This window comes from Thalassovita sp. ABM4_323 (assembly GCF_056158665.1).
This window is the reverse complement of record NZ_JBSWTS010000007.1, coordinates 678,879-694,255: the sequence shown is the minus strand read 5'-3', so window position 1 is coordinate 694,255 and position 15,377 is coordinate 678,879. Positions and strand designations below refer to the sequence as shown.

Sequence of the window (15,377 nt, the reverse complement as noted above, 5' to 3'; positions counted from 1 at the left end):
GATGAAAAAACTGATCGCAGCCGTTCTGGCAACCACCGCCCTGACCGCACCGGCCATGGCAGACGAAATCAAAGAATTCCGCATCGGCATCCTGGGTGGCGAAAACGCCCAAGACCGCCTGAACAGCAACGAATGCCTGCGCGAAAAAACCGAGGCTCTGCTGGGTGTCGAAACCAAACTGTTCGCCCCTGCCGATTACAACGGCGTGATCCAGGGCCTGCTGGGCGGCACCATCGACGCGGCCTGGCTGGGCGCCTCGGGCTATGCCAAAACTTTCCTGTCGGACCCCGAAGCGGTTGAGCCGATCCTGGTTAAGGTGAACCTGGACGGTGGCTATGGCTACTACTCGGTTGGTTTCGCCCGCAAAGACAGCGGCATTAAATCGCTGGACGACATGAAGGGCAAAGTGTTCGGCTTTGGCGACCCGAACTCGACCTCGGGCTTCCTGATCCCCTCGATCGAGATCCCCCAGGCGACCGGCGCGACCATGACCTCGGGTGACTACTTCGGCGAAGTGAAATTCACCGGTGGCCACGAGCAGACCATCGTTGCTGTGAACAACGGTGACGTGGACGGCGGCGTGACCTGGGCCGACGGTCTGGGCGAATGGGAAGACGGCTTCAGCTCGGGCGCGCTGCGCAAAGCTGTGGACGCTGGCCTGGTCGACATGAACGACCTGGTGCAAATCTGGCAGTCCAAGCCCATCCCCGAAGGCCCCTTTGTTGTTCGCAAGGACCTGCCCGAAGACGTGAAAGTCAAATTCACCGGTCTGCTGGCCTCGCTGAAATCCATGGACGAAGAATGCGCTTACGGCGTTCTGCAAGGTGACGCGAAAGGCTTTATGCCGATCACTCACGATGCCTACGAAGTCATCATCGAAGCACGTAAGCTGAAGTCCAACTAAGCTGACGTTTTCGCACAGGCCCCGCAGCAATCGCGGGGCCTGTTGCCATGTCTGAAGGTTTCTCAATGGCTGACATCTCTGCCCACACCCCCGTTTCGCAGGTGCGCGATTCCTACATGGAGCTAACGCGCCGCAAACGCATGTATTCTGGCATCATGCTGGCCATTTTCGTGGCGCTGATGGTGTCGGGCTTTATGTTGGCCGACGACCGCAATGCCGGTGGGTTCTGGTCCGGCTTGCATCGGTTTTTTGACTTTCCAGCCGAGGTGCTGGGCGAAGCCGCCGAAAAACTGACCGAGCTGCCCAGCCACCTGGTGAAGTTCTTCCCGTCCTTGGTGGAAACGATCAACATCGCTGGGGCCTCGACCCTGATCGGAGCGCTGTTCGCGATCGTTCTGTCCCTGCTGTCGACCCGCGGGCTGGCCCGTTGGCCGCGCCTGATCCCGGTGTTCCGTCGCACCATGGACATCACCCGCGCGATGCCCGAGATCGTCATTGCGCTGGTCCTGATCTTTATTCTGGGCGGTGGCCCCGTACCCGCGATGATCGCCATTGCCATCCATACCTCGGGGGCGCTGGGCAAGCTGTTTTCCGAGGTCAACGAAAACGCCAGTCTAAAGCCCGTTGAAGGGCTGCAATCGGTGGGCGCCTCTTGGGTGCAGCGGATGACTCTGGGCGTGATCCCGCAGGTGGCACCGAACTATCTGTCCTATGCGCTGCTGCGGTTTGAAATCAACATCCGAGCCTCGGCCATTCTGGGGTTCGTGGGTGCGGGCGGCATTGGCTATGATCTGAAAAACGCCATGAGCTGGGGCAAGGGCCAGTATGACGAGGCCGCAGCCATTTTCCTGCTGCTGTTTGGCACCATCGTGGTGGTGGATCAGCTGTCCTCGGTTCTGCGGCACCGCCTGACCCACGGCGCCAAGCTGGAGGTGGCCCAATGAGCATGGCCTCGATTGAAACGATGGGCCTGAAAGAGCGGGCCGACACGCTGTTCCTGCGCAAACGACTGATAGCCTTTGGGTTGCCCGCATTGGTGCTGGCCTATCTGGCCTATATTTTCGTTGCCTTCGATATTGCCGGGCTGGCCGAGCGCGCCAACCTGGACAACGGTAAGACGCTGATCCGCGACAGCTATAGCTATAAAACGCATGTCACACGTGACAACAGATCCGGCCAGATGGAATACGCGATCGAGGGCGAGCGCAAGGGCACCTATCCCGACGGCGAGCATCCCGAATGGGTTCAGCCGGGCTCGGATCGGATCACGGTGGACCTGGGCGCTGGCGACGTTGTCGTTCTGTCTGATGCCGGAGTCGAGGTGGCGCTGGCCTCGGGCTATGCGTTCACGGCTCGGCCGGGCCGCAGTGGTGTGAATGCGGATCTGCCCGATGGCGCGCTGCCAGATTTTGTCAGTGCATCTAAGAATTGGCTGGTTGTGAAAAATCCGGGCAGCCGGATCACCATCACCCGCAACCGCACTGAACTGTATCGCTATGCCTTCGGGTGGGAGCTGTTCTTCTTCACGCTCGACAGCGATTATCACGGTCTGGGGCTGGGCGAGGTGGTCAGCCGCGCCATGTCGGGCGAGGCCAGCGCAATCCTAAATGATTTCTGGAACAACAAGATGTGGCGTCATGGTGATGTCGCCTGGGCGCTGTTCGAAACGATCCTGATGGCGTTCCTGGGCACCATGGGGGCGGCCATCGTGGCACTGCCGCTGGCCTTTCTGGCGGCAAAGAACTTTGCACCGCTGATGCTGGTGCGCGGGATTGCGCGCCGTCTGTTTGATTTCTTCCGTGGCGTTGACGCGCTGATCTGGACCATCGTTCTGGCCCGCGCCTTTGGCCCCGGTCCGCTGACGGGCGCGCTGGCGATCCTGATCACGGATACCGGGAGCTTCGGTAAGATGTTCTCGGAAGCATTGGAAAACGTCGAGGCAAAGCAGATCGAGGGCATCCAGTCCACCGGCGCCAAGCCCCTGCAACGCTATCGTTTTGGTGTGATCCCGCAGGTGACGCCGGTGTTGCTGAGCCAAGTGCTGTACTATCTGGAATCGAACACACGCAGCGCCACCATCATCGGGGCCATCACTGGCGGCGGTATCGGCCTGTTGCTGACCCAGGCCATGATCACCCAGAAAGATTGGGAGGAAGTCAGCTATTACATCGTGCTGGTGATCCTGATGGTGATGTTCATGGATTGGGTCTCGGGTATGCTGCGGCGCAAGTTGATCAAGGGCTAACTCATGACCAGGCTGACTGCTGAGAAACCGTTTCTGCACCCGGATGTCGAACTGACCAACACCACGTTCGGGCGCTATTGCGAGGTCGGTAAGGGCAGCCGGATCGGCCACACGCATATGGATGACTATTCCTATTGCGACCGCTATGCCGATATCGCCAACGCCCAGATCGGCAAGTTCGCGAATATCGCCAGCTTTACCCGCATTGGCGCCACGGATCACCCGATGGAGCGCGCCAGCCTGCACCATTTCCTGTACCGCAGCCCGGACTATTTCGAGGGCGAAGCACCGGACGAGGCATTCTTTGCCCATCGCCATTCGCGCAGGGCAACTATCGGGCATGACACCTGGATTGGGCACAATGCTCAGATCAAACCCGAGGTGACAATCGGCCATGGTGCCGTTGTGGCGTCGGGCTCGGTCGTGACCAAGGACGTCCCGCCCTATATGATCGTCGCCGGCATTCCGGCCACACCCCTGCGGGCGCGGTTCACTGAAAACGTGGCCGAACGGATGATGGCTTTGGCCTGGTGGGACTGGGATCATGACCGCCTGCACGCTGCGCTGACGGATTTTCGCAGTCTCAGCGCCGAGGGCTTCCTGGAAAAGTACGAATAACGCGCCACCTACCGCCCGAGGGATTACTCGGCGGCCATGCGTTGCGGTTGTTCGGAAACCATGAACCGACGCGCGACGCCACCGGACAGAAACGACAAGCGCCCCCCGGCGATGGTGGCCTCGATCGCGTGGGTGGCCTTGTTGACCACCACCAGGTCGGCCCGTTTGCCATAGTCGATCACGCCGCGATCCGGCAGGCGCATGATCTGCGCGGGATTGGCCGAAATCAGAGCCCAGGCCCGCGGGAGGGTCAGAATGCCGTCCTCGACCAGACGGAAGGCCGCGCGGGCCAGCGATGGATAGAAATAATCAGACACAAGCGCGCTCACCAGGCGGTCGCGGATCAGCTGAATGGCCGGGACATTGCCGGATTGCGAGCCCCCGCGCACCACGTTGGGGGCACCCATCAGCACAGGGTCACTCATGGCGCGGGCGGCGGCAGCGGGGCCGCGGGCGGTTGGGAACTCGCAGATACGCGCGCCGATCATGGCATAGCTTTCCCGGGTCTCGGCATCCGGATCATCATGCGAGCCGTATTGCACGCCCAATTTGTCAAAGGACTCGGCCAGATGACACAGATGGCGGGGGACTTCGCCACTGCGTCTGCGGGTTTCTTTGACCAACTGCAGGAATTGCTCGGGTGTTTTGTTGGCGCGATGCGCCCATTCGATCAGCTTGGCGGGGGTGGCCTGGGCGATCTCGTCGGCCTCGTCCAGATGGTTGTTGAACACCACATAGTCCAGATCGTGTTTGCGGATCGCTGCCAGCAGCCGATCTCCGCTGTCGATCATATGGGTCTCATAGCGGATCTGGACGCGCAGGTCGGTTAACGCCTGAGCGCGATAGGCAGACAGCGCGTTCAACAGGTTTTCCGCATAGTCAGGGCTGCGAATGCCGCCCTCCCACGACCAGCTTTGCGCCAGCCACGCGGTGGTGACCCCGTTTGCTGCGGCGTCACGATCCGTGTTCAACAACCCGGTCGCCAGAGGAAACGGCGCCGAGGGGCGCGGCGCGATATGACGTTCGAAAGCGTCGCCATGCAGGTCAATGATCCCGGGCAGCACATAGTATCCGGTCAGGTCGACGGTGGGGAACGGACCCTTAGAGATGCGACCGTTTTCGATCACAACTGAACGGTCTTGCATGTCCTGATCGCGCAGGATTGTGGCGCCTGTCAGACGGACAGGGGGAAGGATACGGGTCATGGCTGTGTGCTCTGCCTCGAACGGTTTTCAGCGTTCTAAGGGCTTTGCGTGTCGCGCGTGTGACAATTGGCTTTGTTTTCAGGCCATCCCGACGGTTTGATCGTCCAGAACCAGCGTGATCCGATCCCCTACAAACCAGGTGTGACCGAACTCGACGGGTTGGCCTTGCAGGTCCACGTTGATCCCAACCGTTCGCAGAATTGGCGCGTCTTCGGATATTCCCAACTGAAGCGCCTGGGTCGCTGTGGCGGTTTTGGCGGTCAGCCGGGTCGAGGCGCGGGTATAGTCGGACACGCCCGAGGCCTTCAGCGCCTTGGTCACCGATTTGAAGTGATGCAGGTGATCGCTGAGGTCGGGCAGACGATCCGCCGGAAACACGGACCGGAACAAGGCAACCGGCGTGTCATCAGACAGCGAGAGGCCCTCGTAGACATGTACGGTGGCGCCCAAGGGGATGTGCAGCGCCTCGGCCTCATCCCGATCGCAGGGGCGGTTTTGCAGAGTCAGCACGCGTTTGGTGGGCATACGCCCGGCTTCAGTCAGGTTCTGGTGAAACCTTACGCGTTTTCCGATGCGATAATCGGTGGGCTCGGCCATGACAAACACGCCCGAGCCACGGCGCGCATGGGTCAGCCCTTGATCCGACAGATCCGACAGGGCTCGGCGCACCGTATGACGGTTCACGCCAAATCTGGCGGCCAGCGCGGCCTCGGTCGGGAGCTTGTCTCCGGGGCGGTAGTGCCCCGCGGCGATCTCGTTTGTCAGCGTTGTTGCGATCGCTCGCCAGACAGGAGTCTTGGGCATCTTGTCACCAATAATTCACAAAACCAGACTTGCCGGGCGGGCCGACTCTTGGGTAGTATTTGTCTAGTTGTATAGATAAATAGACAAATTGACAAGGTGTCTAGATGGACCCGAACGAAAAGCGAAAAACCTGGATGAGCCTTCTGGCCAAAGCAGATCCGCAGCTGTTGGCCGAACGGTTCGCGGCCAGCGGGCAAGCACCAGACTATGAATGGCTGCGCGCGCCCGAAGTTGGCGGCGCGATGGTGCGTGGCCGCATGGGCGGCACCGGTGCTCCGTTCAATCTGGGCGAAATGACCGTGACGCGCTGTTCGTTGCGGCTGGCCTCGGGGCAAGTCGGGCATGCCTACGTTCAAGGACGCGACAAAACCAAAGCCACGCAAGCTGCATTGGTTGATGCGCTGATGCAGGGCGAACAGGCCGAGGCAGTTCAGGCCGCGATCCTGACTCCGCTGCAACAGGCGCGCGATCTGGCCCGCGCCACACGCGCGGCCAAGGCCGCCGCGACCAAGGTCGATTTCTTCACCATGGTCCGAGGAGAGGATTGATGCAGGAAACCGCTTTGTCTGGAGGCTTTGCAAAGGCCCCTCAACAATCCGCCCGTGCCTTTCGCGCTGCGATGAATGCCATGGCCCGCCCCGGCGCGATTGAACAGGTTCAGGGCGCGCAGCCCCCTGCGCCGATGTCTGTGGCCACAGGTGTTTTGGCGCTGACCTTGCTGGATGGGGAAACGCCCGTGTATCTGGCTGGGGCTTATGATTGCCCAGCCGTGCGTGACTGGATCACGTTCCACACGGGCGCGCCATTTTCTGGGCGCGAATTCTGTGCCTTCGCCATTGGGGAGTGGGAGGATCTGATGCCATTGGCCGGATATCCGGTTGGCACCTCAGAATACCCTGATCGTAGCGCCACCCTGATCGTCGAGATGTCCTCTTTGATGGCCAAAGGTGCTGCTTTGCGCGGCCCCGGCATTCAGAGCGTGGCCCATCTGAACGTACCGGACGTGCCGGCACTGCAGAGCAACGCGAAACAGTTCCCCCTGGGTTTGGATTTCTTCTTTACCTGCAATGATCTGCTGGCCGCCTTGCCGCGCAGCACCAAGTTGGAGATCGCCTGATGTATGTTGCTGTTAAAGGGGGCGAAAAGGCGATTGATGCCGCGCATGCCTGGCTGGCCGAGGAACGCCGGGGTGATCCCTCGGTGCCAGAACTGACGGTTGCTCAGATTCGCGAGCAAATGTCTTTGGCCGTGAACCGTGTGATGGCCGAGGGGTCCTTGTATGATCCTGATCTGGCGGCGCTTGCGATCAAGCAGGCGCGTGGGGATCTGATCGAGGCGGTGTTCCTTATCCGCGCCTATCGCACGACCCTGCCGCGTTTCGGCGCAAGCGAACCGGTGGACACCGAAAAGATGCTGTGCGCCCGCCGGATCAGCGCCACGTTCAAGGATGCGCCGGGCGGGCAGGTGCTGGGGCCGACCTTCGATTACACGCATCGCTTGCTGGATTTCAAATTGGCCGCAGAGGGTGAACTGACCCAGGCCCCGACGCGCGAGGCCGAGCCGACCGAAGTCCCTCACATCACCGATTTCCTGAATAAGGAAGGGCTGATCCAGACAGAACTGGACAGTGAGGAAACACCGCCCGATCTGACCCGTGCACCGCTGGAGCTGCCAGCCGCGCGGGCGTTGCGCCTGCAATCGCTGACCCGCGGGGACGAGGGATTTATCCTGGGGATGGCCTACTCGACCCAGCGGGGATACGCCCGCAACCATGCCTTTGTGGGCGAGCTGCGGATTGGCACAGTTGACGTGGAGATGGACATCCCCGAGTTGGGCTTTGCTGTAGATATCGGCGAAATCGAACTGACCGAATGCGAGACGGTGAACCAGTTCAAGGGCTCAAAGGTAGAGCCACCTCAATTCACGCGGGGCTATGGGCTGGTGTTCGGTCAGACAGAACGCAAGGCGATCTCGATGGCGTTGGTGGATCGGGCGTTGCGTTGGAAAGAACTGGGCGAGGACAATCAGGGTGCCGCCGCGCAGGACGAGGAATTCGTTCTGTACCACGCCGACAATATTCAGGCGACGGGGTTTCTGGAGCATATCAAACTGCCCCACTACGTCGATTTCCAATCGGAACTGGAACTGGTGCGGAAAATGAGGGCTGAAGCAACCCGCTCAATGAGAGAGGCTGCGGAATGACCTCAGCCCTAATCTTACGCCAAGGGCGAGTTTTCGTCGGACTTGCCGAACAGGGTCCATTCAGGATGGCGACGGCGCAGAACTTTGCCCGCCAGAGCGGCCGAGAAGACGACCAGAAGTGCATTCACAGTCCAAAACATTGCAGTTTTCCTTTCAATCATTCGGATCAGGACTTTCTGACTACTGGGGAAAAGAGGCGAGAACATGATCGTTAAAGACGAAAAATCGGGCCAAATGGCCACAGAAATGCCCGACTATAATTTCGCCTATCTGGACGAACAGACAAAACGGATGATTCGTCGGGCGATTCTGAAGGGCCTGGCCGTTCCGGGCTATCAGGTGCCCTTTGCCAGCCGCGAAATGCCCATGCCCTATGGCTGGGGCACCGGCGGTGTGCAGGTCAGCGCGGCCGTGCTGACGCCCGAGGACACGATGAAGGTGATTGACCAGGGCGCCGATGACACAACCAATGCCGTGTCCATCCGCAAGTTCTTCGAAAAGACCGCAGGCGTGGACACCACCGAGGAAACCACCAAGGCTGACGTCATCCAGACCCGCCACCGTATCCCCGAGGAGCCCCTGCGCGAGGATCAGATCCTTGTCTACCAGGTGCCGATCCCTGAACCGCTGCGGTTCCTGGAACCGCGCGAGACCGAGACGCGTAAGATGCATGCGCTGGAAGAATACGGCCTGATGCATGTGAAACTGTACGAGGATATCTCGCACAACGGGGCGATCTCGACCTCTTATGCCTATCCGGTGCGGGTCGAGGGGCGCTATGTCATGGATCCCTCGCCCATTCCGAAATTCGACAACCCCAAGCTGGAAATGGCCGCCGTGCAACTGTTCGGTGCCGGGCGCGAACAGCGGATCTATGCGCTGCCGCCCTATTCCGAAGTCGTCAGCCTGGATTTCGAGGACCACCCGTTCGAGGCCAGCAAGGCCGATCATGCCTGTGACCTGTGCGGCTGCGAAACCTCGTATCTGGACGAGGTGATCGTGGATGATGCGGGCGGGCGGATGTTCGTGTGCTCTGACACTGATTTTTGTCGGTCGCGCCGTGCGGCGGGCCATGTGGGCGCACAAGGCGCCCCGTTCGAGGAGGCTGCCCAATGACCCCGTTGCTGCAAGTGAATGGCCTGTCCAAATTCTATGGCCAACGGATCGGATGCGCGGACGTGTCCTTTGATCTGTACCCCGGCGAGGTGATGGGGATTGTGGGCGAAAGCGGGTCGGGGAAGTCCACCTTGCTGAACTGCATGGCGGGGCATCTGGAACCGGACAGCGGCGAGGTTCTGTTCAATACGCGCGCGGACGGAATGCGTGATACGGTCACCATGAGCGAACCCGAACGCAGGATGCTGGGCCGCACAGACTGGGCCTTTGTCCATCAACATGCGCGGGATGGGCTGCGGATGGGCGTAAGTGCTGGCGGCAATGTTGGCGAGCGGCTGATGGCCGTGGGCGAGCGCAACTACGGCGATATCCGCACCAAGGCGATCGACTGGCTGGACCGGGTCGAGATCTCGGAAGACCGGGTTGACGACCGACCCAGCGCGTTTTCGGGCGGGATGCAGCAACGGCTGCAGATCGCGCGGAACCTGGTGACCGGTCCGCGGTTGGTCTTCATGGACGAACCGACCGGGGGGCTGGATGTCAGCGTGCAGGCGCGTCTGCTGGACCTGCTGCGCAATCTTGTGCGCCAGATGGGGTTGAGCGCGATTGTGGTGACCCATGACCTGGCCGTGGTGCGCCTGTTGGCGGATCGGCTGATGGTGATGAAATCCGGTCATGTGGTGGAAAGTGGTCTGACCGATCAGGTGCTGGATGATCCCCAGCATGGGTACACGCAGCTGCTGGTCAGCTCGGTTCTGCAGGTATGAGTGGGGCGCTGCCCCACACCCCGGAGTATTTCGGGAGCAAAGAAAGGCGATGGGATGATTGAGATCGAAGGGGTCTGCAAGGACTTTGTGTTGCACAATCAAGGTGCGGCGGTGATCCCGGTGATGGAAGGGGCCTCGTTGTCGGTGGCGCCGGGGGAATGCGTGGCGCTGGTGGGGGCCTCGGGTGCTGGCAAGTCGACCCTGATGCGGATGATCTATGGCAACTACCTGGTGAATTCGGGGGCGATCCGGATTGGTGGGCTTGACGTGGCCCAGGCCGAGCCGCGCGAGATTCTGGCCCTGCGACGGGAAGTGTTGGGCTATGTCAGCCAGTTTCTGCGGGTGGTGCCTCGGGTGGCAACGGTGGATGTCGTGGCCGAACCTTTGCTGAATGTCGGGGTGGCCGAAGAGGTTGCGCGGGCCCGGGCGCGCGAGATGCTGGAACGGTTGAATATTCCGCAGCGGCTGTGGTCGCTGTCGCCTACGACGTTCTCGGGCGGGGAGCAGCAACGCGTGAATATCGCGCGTGGTTTTGCCCATGGGTTTCCGGCGCTGTTGCTGGACGAGCCAACCGCCAGTTTGGATGCGCGCAACCGCGAGGTTGTTCTGGACCTGATTGACGAGGCCAAGGCGCGCGGGGCCGCGATTGTGGGGATTTTCCATGACGAGGCCGCACGGGCGCGGGTGTGTGACCGTCAGGTGGACGTGACCGGGTTTTCCCCGCAGGTGGCAGCATGACACAGGGGCGGTTTATTGCGGTCGTGGGGCCATCTGGTGCGGGTAAGGACACGGTGATGGAAGCGGTTTGTGCCCGTCACTCCGATCTGCGCCGTGTCCGCCGGGTGATCACGCGCAGCCCCGAAGCCGTTGGCGAGGACGCCGAGGGCGTGACGCCCGAGGCCTTCGAGAAGATGGCCGAGATCGGCGCCTTTGTGTTGGATTGGCATGCGCATGGGCTGCGCTATGGCATACCGATAGGCGTTCTTGACGAGTTGAATGCGGGCCGCGATGTGCTGGCAAACCTGTCGCGCGCGGTGTTGCCTGAGCTGTCGAAGACATTTGAACGGCCCAGGATCGTGTTGATCACGGCCTCGTCAGAAGTTTTGGCCAGCCGGATCGGAGCGCGCGGGCGTGAAAGCGCCGAGGATCAGGCCAAGCGCCTGAAACGCGCCGATTTTGCCTTGGCCGATGGTCTGAACCCCATCGTTATTCGCAACGAGGGGACACTGGATCAGGCCGTTGCTGCCTTCGAGGCGGTGTTGATGCCGGAAAGCGCATAGCGGTAAATCAGATGGAACAGGCCGGCTTCATCCTCGCCAACAAGGCACAGCGCGCCAACCGCAAAGGGGCGCGGCAGCAGTGGCGCGATCAGCGGCGACAGGCGGGCGTGGGTCTGTTCGGCCTGGGCACGGGGCATTTTGCCGGTCAGGGTGATGTGAAAGCGAAACTCGTCCATCACATAGGGATACCCCCACAGCGCCAGCAGCTCTTCTTGTCTGGGGGACAGGCGCGCCTTGCGGCGCCGTTCCAGTTCGGCCTGGTTCAAGGGCGCGCGAAAGCCATCCAGATCGCGGACGATGCAGCCCGCCAAGTGGTTCAACGGGGTCGTGTCACCCATGACGGTCAGCGCCAGAAAACCGCCCAAGCGGGTCAGCTCCAGCCCGTCCAGGGTGATCGGAGCCATGCGGCTGCAGATTGCGTCCAACCCGGCGGCAAGATCGTCGAGCGAACGCCCCGGTGCCAGACGAAAGGGCGGCTTTACCGTCCCGTGCAGCCCATATTTGCGCGGCGTGTCGGTCAGCGCGGCAACGTCCAGCCCCTCGATTTTCGGATGCGGCACGTGGGTGCCCGCAACCATGTCCCAGCCCAGCCAATGTGCGCCGAAATCCGCCAAAGGGCCGGGCTCGGGGGCGTAGTAGACAGCGAAACGTTTGAAATTGGTCACGTGGTGGCCTCTGATCTTATTTGTACAGCGGCATGAGGCCGGAAGGTAACACGAGCATGACAAAACAACTGATCCTCGCCAATGCCAATCTGGTGCTGAGCAACGAAGTGGTCCGCGGGGCCGTCACGGTGACCGATGGCGTGATCACTGGTCTGGACCAGGGGTCTCATGTCCCTGCGGGTGCCGAGGATATGGAGGGCGACCTGCTGTGCCCCGGCCTGATCGAGCTGCACACTGATAACCTGGAGCGTCACATCCAACCCCGTCCCAAGGTCGACTGGCCTCATGCCGCCGCGATCGTCGCTCATGACGCCGAATTGGCCAGCGTTGGCATCACCACTGTGTTTGATGCGATGCGCGTGGGCTCGATCCCTTCGGGGAAAGGGCGATATCTGAAATACGCGCGATCCTTGTCGCGCGAGCTGCTGGAACTGCGCGAGGCCGGGGCGCTGAAGATCAGCCACTACCTGCATCTGCGGGCCGAGGTGTGCTCGGAAACGCTTGAGGAAGAAATGTCCGAATTCGGCCCCGAAGACCGCGTGGGCATCGTCAGTCTGATGGATCACACGCCCGGTCAGCGCCAGTTCCGCGACCTGTCCAAGCTGAAGGCCTATGTCATGGGCAAAAACAACATGACCGAGGATGATTTTGTGGATCATGTGGCCAACCTGCGCGACATGCGCGCACGAAATGGCGACCGGCACGAGGCCCTGGCCGTGTCCGAGGCTCGCCGCTATGGCGCGGTGCTGGCCAGCCATGACGACACGACCGAGGATCACGTGAAAACCTCGGCTGAGTATGGGATTCACCTGGCCGAATTCCCCACCACGGTCGAGGCCGCTCGCGCCTGTCATGCTCACGGGATCGCCGTGATGATGGGGGCGCCCAACCTGATCCGCGGAGGCTCGCATTCGGGCAACGTTGCGGCGGGGGAGCTGGCCGATTTGGATCTGCTGGATATTGTGTCCTCGGATTATGTGCCGGCGGCTCTGTTGTCTTCGGCGCTGTTGCTGGGGGATATGTGGGGCAACATGGCGCGCGGGATTGCCACTGTGACCAAGGCTCCGGCTGATGCGGCTGGCCTAAAGGATCGCGGGCGGATCGCGCTGGGTGAACGCGCCGACATGATCCGCGTGGCCCGGATCGGCGGTGCCCCCGTGGTGCGCGGGACCTGGGTGCAGGGCAAACGCGTCGCCTAATTCGTGCAGCATTTTAGTTGTTAGGACGCTGGTAACACTCCGCCTGCTAAGCCTGTTAACGGGTGAGAAAGAGGTGGTGAGATGAGCACGCATTCCAATGCGGCGCCAGTCATCATCAAACGGAAAAAAGTTGTCGCTGGCGACGGGCACCACGGTGGGGCGTGGAAGGTTGCCTATGCGGACTTCGTGACGGCCATGATGGCCTTTTTCCTGCTGATGTGGCTGCTGAACGCAACAACCGAAAAGCAACGCAAAGGTCTGGCGGATTACTTCAGCCCGACCGTGGCCATCAGCCGAGTGTCCGGCGGCGGCGAAGGCATGTTTGGCGGGGAAACGGTGTTTGCGGAACAGACGCTGCCCAAAAACGGTACGGGCGCCTCAAATATGCGGCCCACCGAGGCCCGTCAGGCACGTGGTGAGCTTGGTGAAGATGTCCCAACTGGTTTGGCACAGAAGGATGAATTGGTATTGGAGGATGTCCATGCCGTGCTCAAGGCTCGTGGTGGTGAAAGCATGTTCAGCATCGAGCAGCAGCGCCATATCGTATCGAAAATCTCGGACGAGGGTTTGGTAATCGAACTGTTCGACCTGCCCGCAGCCCCCTTGTTTCAAGAGGGCACAGATCAGCCAACGCTGATGTTGAAATCGCTGGTCGATGTGCTGGGCGAAGTGCTGTTATTTGTCAGCAATGATGTCGCGATCGAGGGGCATACCCGTGCCTACCCTATTGTTTTAAAAGAAAACCCCGTCTGGCCCTTGTCCTGGTCTCGGGCCGACCGCGTGCGGGTGTTGCTGGGGGATGTGGGGCTGCAGCATGACCGGATGCAGCGGGTCACCGGACACGCAGACAAAGAGGTGGCGACGGTGAATCCCACCAGCCAACGCAACAATAGAATCGAGGTCATTCTGCTGCGCAACCCCAACTGATCCCAAGCCAGGTATCCAGGAAAACGCCGCTAATTTTAGCTATTAGCGGGCCATTAAGAGCCGCCCTGTAAGCATGCATGCAACATTTGGTTGATGCAGCAGAAAGGCGTATCCATGACGATTTCCTCTTCACTAAACGCGGGCGTGGCAGGGTTGGCCGCCAATGCCAACCGGCTGGCGACGATTTCTGACAATATCGCGAACTCGTCCACTTATGGTTACAAGAGGATGGAAACGGATTTTCATTCGATGGTGATCGGGTCCGGGCGCGGAGGCAGTTATTCGGCCGGGGGCGTTCGGGTGACGACACAGCGTCTGGTCAGCGAATCCGGGTCTCTGGTGACGACCTCGAACGCGACGGACCTGGCCGTGCGAGGCCGCGGATTCCTGCCCGTGGCCTCCACCTCCGAGATCAACCTCAACAATGGGGACGAGCAGATGCTGCTGACGACCACTGGGTCATTCAGCACAGACAGCAACGGGTATCTGGTGACCCAATCAGGGCTTACGCTGATGGGGTGGCCAGCCTTGGCAAACGGGTCGGTCCCGACTTACCCGCGAGATACCGGTGCCGGGCTTGAACCCGTCCAGGTCAATGTGAATCAGCTGACGGGCGAGCCAACGACCAGCATTTCCCTAGGTGTGAACCTGCCGGCAACCTCGACCCAATCGGACAGCACGGGCGACACGCAGGAACTGTCCATCGAATATTATGACAACCTGGGAATCTCACAAAATATCGAGATCGAGTTTGCGCCAACGGTGCCCACGAGTGGGTCGTCGAACGAATGGACAATGATCTTGCGCGATACCGCACAGTCGAACGCGATCATTGGTGAGTATGTGATGACTTTCGACAGTGGCCGCGCGGCCGGCGGAACCCTGCAATCGGTGACGGCAACCGCAGGCGGGTCGTATGATGCAACCACAGGGTCACTGATCGTGAATGTTGCGGGCGGTCCGCTCGAAATCAACATCGGCACCCCTGGGGATCCGGATGGGCTGACCCAATTGTCCAGCAGTTTTGCGCCGGTTTCCATCGACAAGGATGGGTATCCGGTGGGGAACATGACCTCGGTTGAGATTGACGCCAATGGCTATGTCCATGCCATCTATGACACTGGGATCACGCGCACGATCTACCAGGTGCCTCTGGTGGATATGCCCAATCCTAACGGCCTGGTCGCCCTGGATCAGCAGACCTTTGCCACATCGCCAGACAGCGGCACGTTTTTCCTGTGGGATGCTGGGGATGGCCCAACCGGGGATATCGTGTCCTACGCGCTGGAAGAATCGACCACTGATGTCGCGGGTGAACTGACCGATATGATCCAAACTCAGCGGGCGTATTCGTCCAATGCGAAGGTGATCCAGACCGTAGACGAGATGTTGCAGGAAACGACAAACATCAAACGCTGATCCTCTTCCTAACCTTTGAAAGGAGC

General features: G+C 60.7%; 18 protein-coding genes. 14 read left to right on the top strand and 4 right to left on the bottom strand.

Annotated elements, in window-relative coordinates; genetic code table 11:
- Position 1 precedes the first annotated feature (1 nt).
- The 4 genes from phnD (at position 2) to ACXADQ_RS05760 (ending at position 3,767) form a co-directional block, all read left to right on the top strand.
- Positions 2-904: a phosphonate ABC transporter substrate-binding protein gene (gene phnD, locus ACXADQ_RS05775; RefSeq protein ID WP_475316565.1), complete on the top strand. Its 903-nt coding sequence runs from the start codon at positions 2-4 to the stop codon at positions 902-904.
- 65 nt (positions 905-969) lie between these two features.
- A complete protein-coding gene (gene phnE / locus ACXADQ_RS05770; RefSeq protein ID WP_475316562.1) occupies positions 970-1,848 on the top strand; it encodes a phosphonate ABC transporter, permease protein PhnE in 879 nt (292 codons plus the stop codon).
- On the top strand, positions 1,845-3,149 hold the full coding sequence (gene phnE, locus ACXADQ_RS05765) for a phosphonate ABC transporter, permease protein PhnE (protein WP_475316559.1): 1,305 nt from the start codon (positions 1,845-1,847) through the stop codon (positions 3,147-3,149). The genes phnE (ACXADQ_RS05770) and phnE (ACXADQ_RS05765) overlap by 4 nt, the downstream gene beginning before the upstream one ends.
- Before the next feature lie 3 nt (positions 3,150-3,152).
- The gene (locus tag ACXADQ_RS05760) at positions 3,153-3,767 is read left to right on the top strand and encodes an LbetaH domain-containing protein (RefSeq protein ID WP_475316555.1); all 615 of its coding nucleotides are present in this window, start codon (positions 3,153-3,155) and stop codon (positions 3,765-3,767) included.
- Between the two features lie 23 nt (positions 3,768-3,790).
- Here the strand turns inward: ACXADQ_RS05760 and ACXADQ_RS05755 are convergent, their stop codons facing one another.
- Positions 3,791-4,972 carry an alpha-D-ribose 1-methylphosphonate 5-triphosphate diphosphatase gene (locus ACXADQ_RS05755; protein ID WP_475316551.1) on the bottom strand — a complete coding sequence of 394 codons (1,182 nt, stop codon included), beginning with the start codon at positions 4,970-4,972 and terminating at the stop codon, positions 3,791-3,793.
- 78 nt (positions 4,973-5,050) lie between these two features.
- Positions 5,051-5,776: a phosphonate metabolism transcriptional regulator PhnF gene (gene phnF / locus ACXADQ_RS05750; RefSeq protein ID WP_475316549.1), complete on the bottom strand. Its 726-nt coding sequence runs from the start codon at positions 5,774-5,776 to the stop codon at positions 5,051-5,053.
- A gap of 104 nt (positions 5,777-5,880) precedes the next feature.
- Between phnF and phnG the strand changes: the two genes are divergently transcribed.
- Genes phnG through ACXADQ_RS05735 form a run of 3 tightly spaced genes read left to right on the top strand, consistent with a single transcriptional unit; the run spans position 5,881 to position 7,978 of the window.
- Positions 5,881-6,324, top strand: coding sequence for a phosphonate C-P lyase system protein PhnG (gene phnG / locus ACXADQ_RS05745; RefSeq protein WP_475316544.1), 444 nt, complete (start codon positions 5,881-5,883; stop codon positions 6,322-6,324).
- Positions 6,324-6,893 carry a phosphonate C-P lyase system protein PhnH gene (gene phnH, locus ACXADQ_RS05740; protein WP_475316541.1) on the top strand — a complete coding sequence of 190 codons (570 nt, stop codon included), beginning with the start codon at positions 6,324-6,326 and terminating at the stop codon, positions 6,891-6,893. The genes phnG and phnH overlap by 1 nt, the downstream gene beginning before the upstream one ends.
- On the top strand, positions 6,893-7,978 hold the full coding sequence (locus ACXADQ_RS05735; RefSeq protein WP_475316537.1) for a carbon-phosphorus lyase complex subunit: 1,086 nt from the start codon (positions 6,893-6,895) through the stop codon (positions 7,976-7,978). The genes phnH and ACXADQ_RS05735 overlap by 1 nt, the downstream gene beginning before the upstream one ends.
- 14 nt (positions 7,979-7,992) lie before the next feature.
- On the opposite strand, the gene ACXADQ_RS05730 is transcribed toward ACXADQ_RS05735, so the two are convergent.
- Complete coding sequence (locus tag ACXADQ_RS05730; protein ID WP_475316533.1) at positions 7,993-8,118, bottom strand: hypothetical protein; 126 nt, start codon at positions 8,116-8,118, stop codon at positions 7,993-7,995.
- A gap of 106 nt (positions 8,119-8,224) precedes the next feature.
- Here ACXADQ_RS05730 and ACXADQ_RS05725 point away from each other — a divergent pair, with 106 nt between their 5' ends.
- Genes ACXADQ_RS05725 through phnN form a run of 4 tightly spaced genes read left to right on the top strand, consistent with a single transcriptional unit; the run spans position 8,225 to position 11,141 of the window.
- A complete protein-coding gene (locus ACXADQ_RS05725) occupies positions 8,225-9,094 on the top strand; it encodes an alpha-D-ribose 1-methylphosphonate 5-phosphate C-P-lyase PhnJ (protein ID WP_475326034.1) in 870 nt (289 codons plus the stop codon).
- A complete protein-coding gene (gene phnK, locus ACXADQ_RS05720) occupies positions 9,091-9,861 on the top strand; it encodes a phosphonate C-P lyase system protein PhnK (protein WP_475316529.1) in 771 nt (256 codons plus the stop codon). Before ACXADQ_RS05725 ends, phnK begins: the two co-directional genes overlap by 4 nt.
- A 54-nt stretch (positions 9,862-9,915) precedes the next feature.
- On the top strand, positions 9,916-10,599 hold the full coding sequence (gene phnL / locus ACXADQ_RS05715) for a phosphonate C-P lyase system protein PhnL (protein WP_475316525.1): 684 nt from the start codon (positions 9,916-9,918) through the stop codon (positions 10,597-10,599).
- Positions 10,596-11,141 carry a phosphonate metabolism protein/1,5-bisphosphokinase (PRPP-forming) PhnN gene (gene phnN / locus ACXADQ_RS05710; protein ID WP_475316522.1) on the top strand — a complete coding sequence of 182 codons (546 nt, stop codon included), beginning with the start codon at positions 10,596-10,598 and terminating at the stop codon, positions 11,139-11,141. The genes phnL and phnN overlap by 4 nt, the downstream gene beginning before the upstream one ends.
- On the opposite strand, the gene ACXADQ_RS05705 is transcribed toward phnN, so the two are convergent.
- Complete coding sequence (locus ACXADQ_RS05705) at positions 11,093-11,806, bottom strand: DUF1045 domain-containing protein (protein ID WP_475316518.1); 714 nt, start codon at positions 11,804-11,806, stop codon at positions 11,093-11,095. The genes phnN and ACXADQ_RS05705 overlap by 49 nt on opposite strands.
- Before the next feature lie 56 nt (positions 11,807-11,862).
- On the opposite strand from ACXADQ_RS05705, the gene ACXADQ_RS05700 reads away from it, so the two are divergent.
- The 3 genes from ACXADQ_RS05700 to ACXADQ_RS05690 all read left to right on the top strand — a co-directional run bounded on the left by ACXADQ_RS05700 (position 11,863) and on the right by ACXADQ_RS05690 (position 15,351).
- Positions 11,863-13,005, top strand: coding sequence for an alpha-D-ribose 1-methylphosphonate 5-triphosphate diphosphatase (locus ACXADQ_RS05700; protein ID WP_475316516.1), 1,143 nt, complete (start codon positions 11,863-11,865; stop codon positions 13,003-13,005).
- A gap of 81 nt (positions 13,006-13,086) precedes the next feature.
- Entirely contained in the window at positions 13,087-13,932 is an 846-nt protein-coding gene (locus ACXADQ_RS05695; protein ID WP_475316514.1) for a flagellar motor protein MotB, read from the top strand.
- Between the two features lie 114 nt (positions 13,933-14,046).
- Positions 14,047-15,351, top strand: a complete 1,305-nt coding sequence (locus ACXADQ_RS05690) for a flagellar hook protein FlgE (RefSeq protein ID WP_475316512.1) — start codon at positions 14,047-14,049, stop codon at positions 15,349-15,351.
- The last annotated feature ends 26 nt before the right edge of the window (positions 15,352-15,377 follow it).

Excerpts from the sequence above, each read along its gene's own strand:
- phnD (WP_475316565.1), top strand. The coding sequence starts at position 2 with ATGAAAAAACTGATCGCAGCCGTTCTGGCAACCACCGCCCTGACCGCA.
- phnF (WP_475316549.1), bottom strand. The coding sequence starts at position 5,776 with ATGCCCAAGACTCCTGTCTGGCGAGCGATCGCAACAACGCTGACAAAC.
- ACXADQ_RS05695 (WP_475316514.1), top strand. The coding sequence starts at position 13,087 with ATGAGCACGCATTCCAATGCGGCGCCAGTCATCATCAAACGGAAAAAA.
- ACXADQ_RS05735 (WP_475316537.1), top strand. The coding sequence starts at position 6,893 with ATGTATGTTGCTGTTAAAGGGGGCGAAAAGGCGATTGATGCCGCGCAT.
- ACXADQ_RS05690 (WP_475316512.1), top strand. The coding sequence starts at position 14,047 with ATGACGATTTCCTCTTCACTAAACGCGGGCGTGGCAGGGTTGGCCGCC.
- ACXADQ_RS05755 (WP_475316551.1), bottom strand. The coding sequence starts at position 4,972 with ATGACCCGTATCCTTCCCCCTGTCCGTCTGACAGGCGCCACAATCCTG.
- phnH (WP_475316541.1), top strand. The coding sequence starts at position 6,324 with ATGCAGGAAACCGCTTTGTCTGGAGGCTTTGCAAAGGCCCCTCAACAA.
- phnN (WP_475316522.1), top strand. The coding sequence starts at position 10,596 with ATGACACAGGGGCGGTTTATTGCGGTCGTGGGGCCATCTGGTGCGGGT.
- ACXADQ_RS05725 (WP_475326034.1), top strand. The coding sequence starts at position 8,225 with ATGCCCGACTATAATTTCGCCTATCTGGACGAACAGACAAAACGGATG.
- phnE (WP_475316562.1), top strand. The coding sequence starts at position 970 with ATGGCTGACATCTCTGCCCACACCCCCGTTTCGCAGGTGCGCGATTCC.
- phnK (WP_475316529.1), top strand. The coding sequence starts at position 9,091 with ATGACCCCGTTGCTGCAAGTGAATGGCCTGTCCAAATTCTATGGCCAA.
- ACXADQ_RS05760 (WP_475316555.1), top strand. The coding sequence starts at position 3,153 with ATGACCAGGCTGACTGCTGAGAAACCGTTTCTGCACCCGGATGTCGAA.
- phnG (WP_475316544.1), top strand. The coding sequence starts at position 5,881 with ATGGACCCGAACGAAAAGCGAAAAACCTGGATGAGCCTTCTGGCCAAA.
- ACXADQ_RS05700 (WP_475316516.1), top strand. The coding sequence starts at position 11,863 with ATGACAAAACAACTGATCCTCGCCAATGCCAATCTGGTGCTGAGCAAC.
- phnE (WP_475316559.1), top strand. The coding sequence starts at position 1,845 with ATGAGCATGGCCTCGATTGAAACGATGGGCCTGAAAGAGCGGGCCGAC.
- ACXADQ_RS05730 (WP_475316533.1), bottom strand. The coding sequence starts at position 8,118 with ATGTTTTGGACTGTGAATGCACTTCTGGTCGTCTTCTCGGCCGCTCTG.
- phnL (WP_475316525.1), top strand. The coding sequence starts at position 9,916 with ATGATTGAGATCGAAGGGGTCTGCAAGGACTTTGTGTTGCACAATCAA.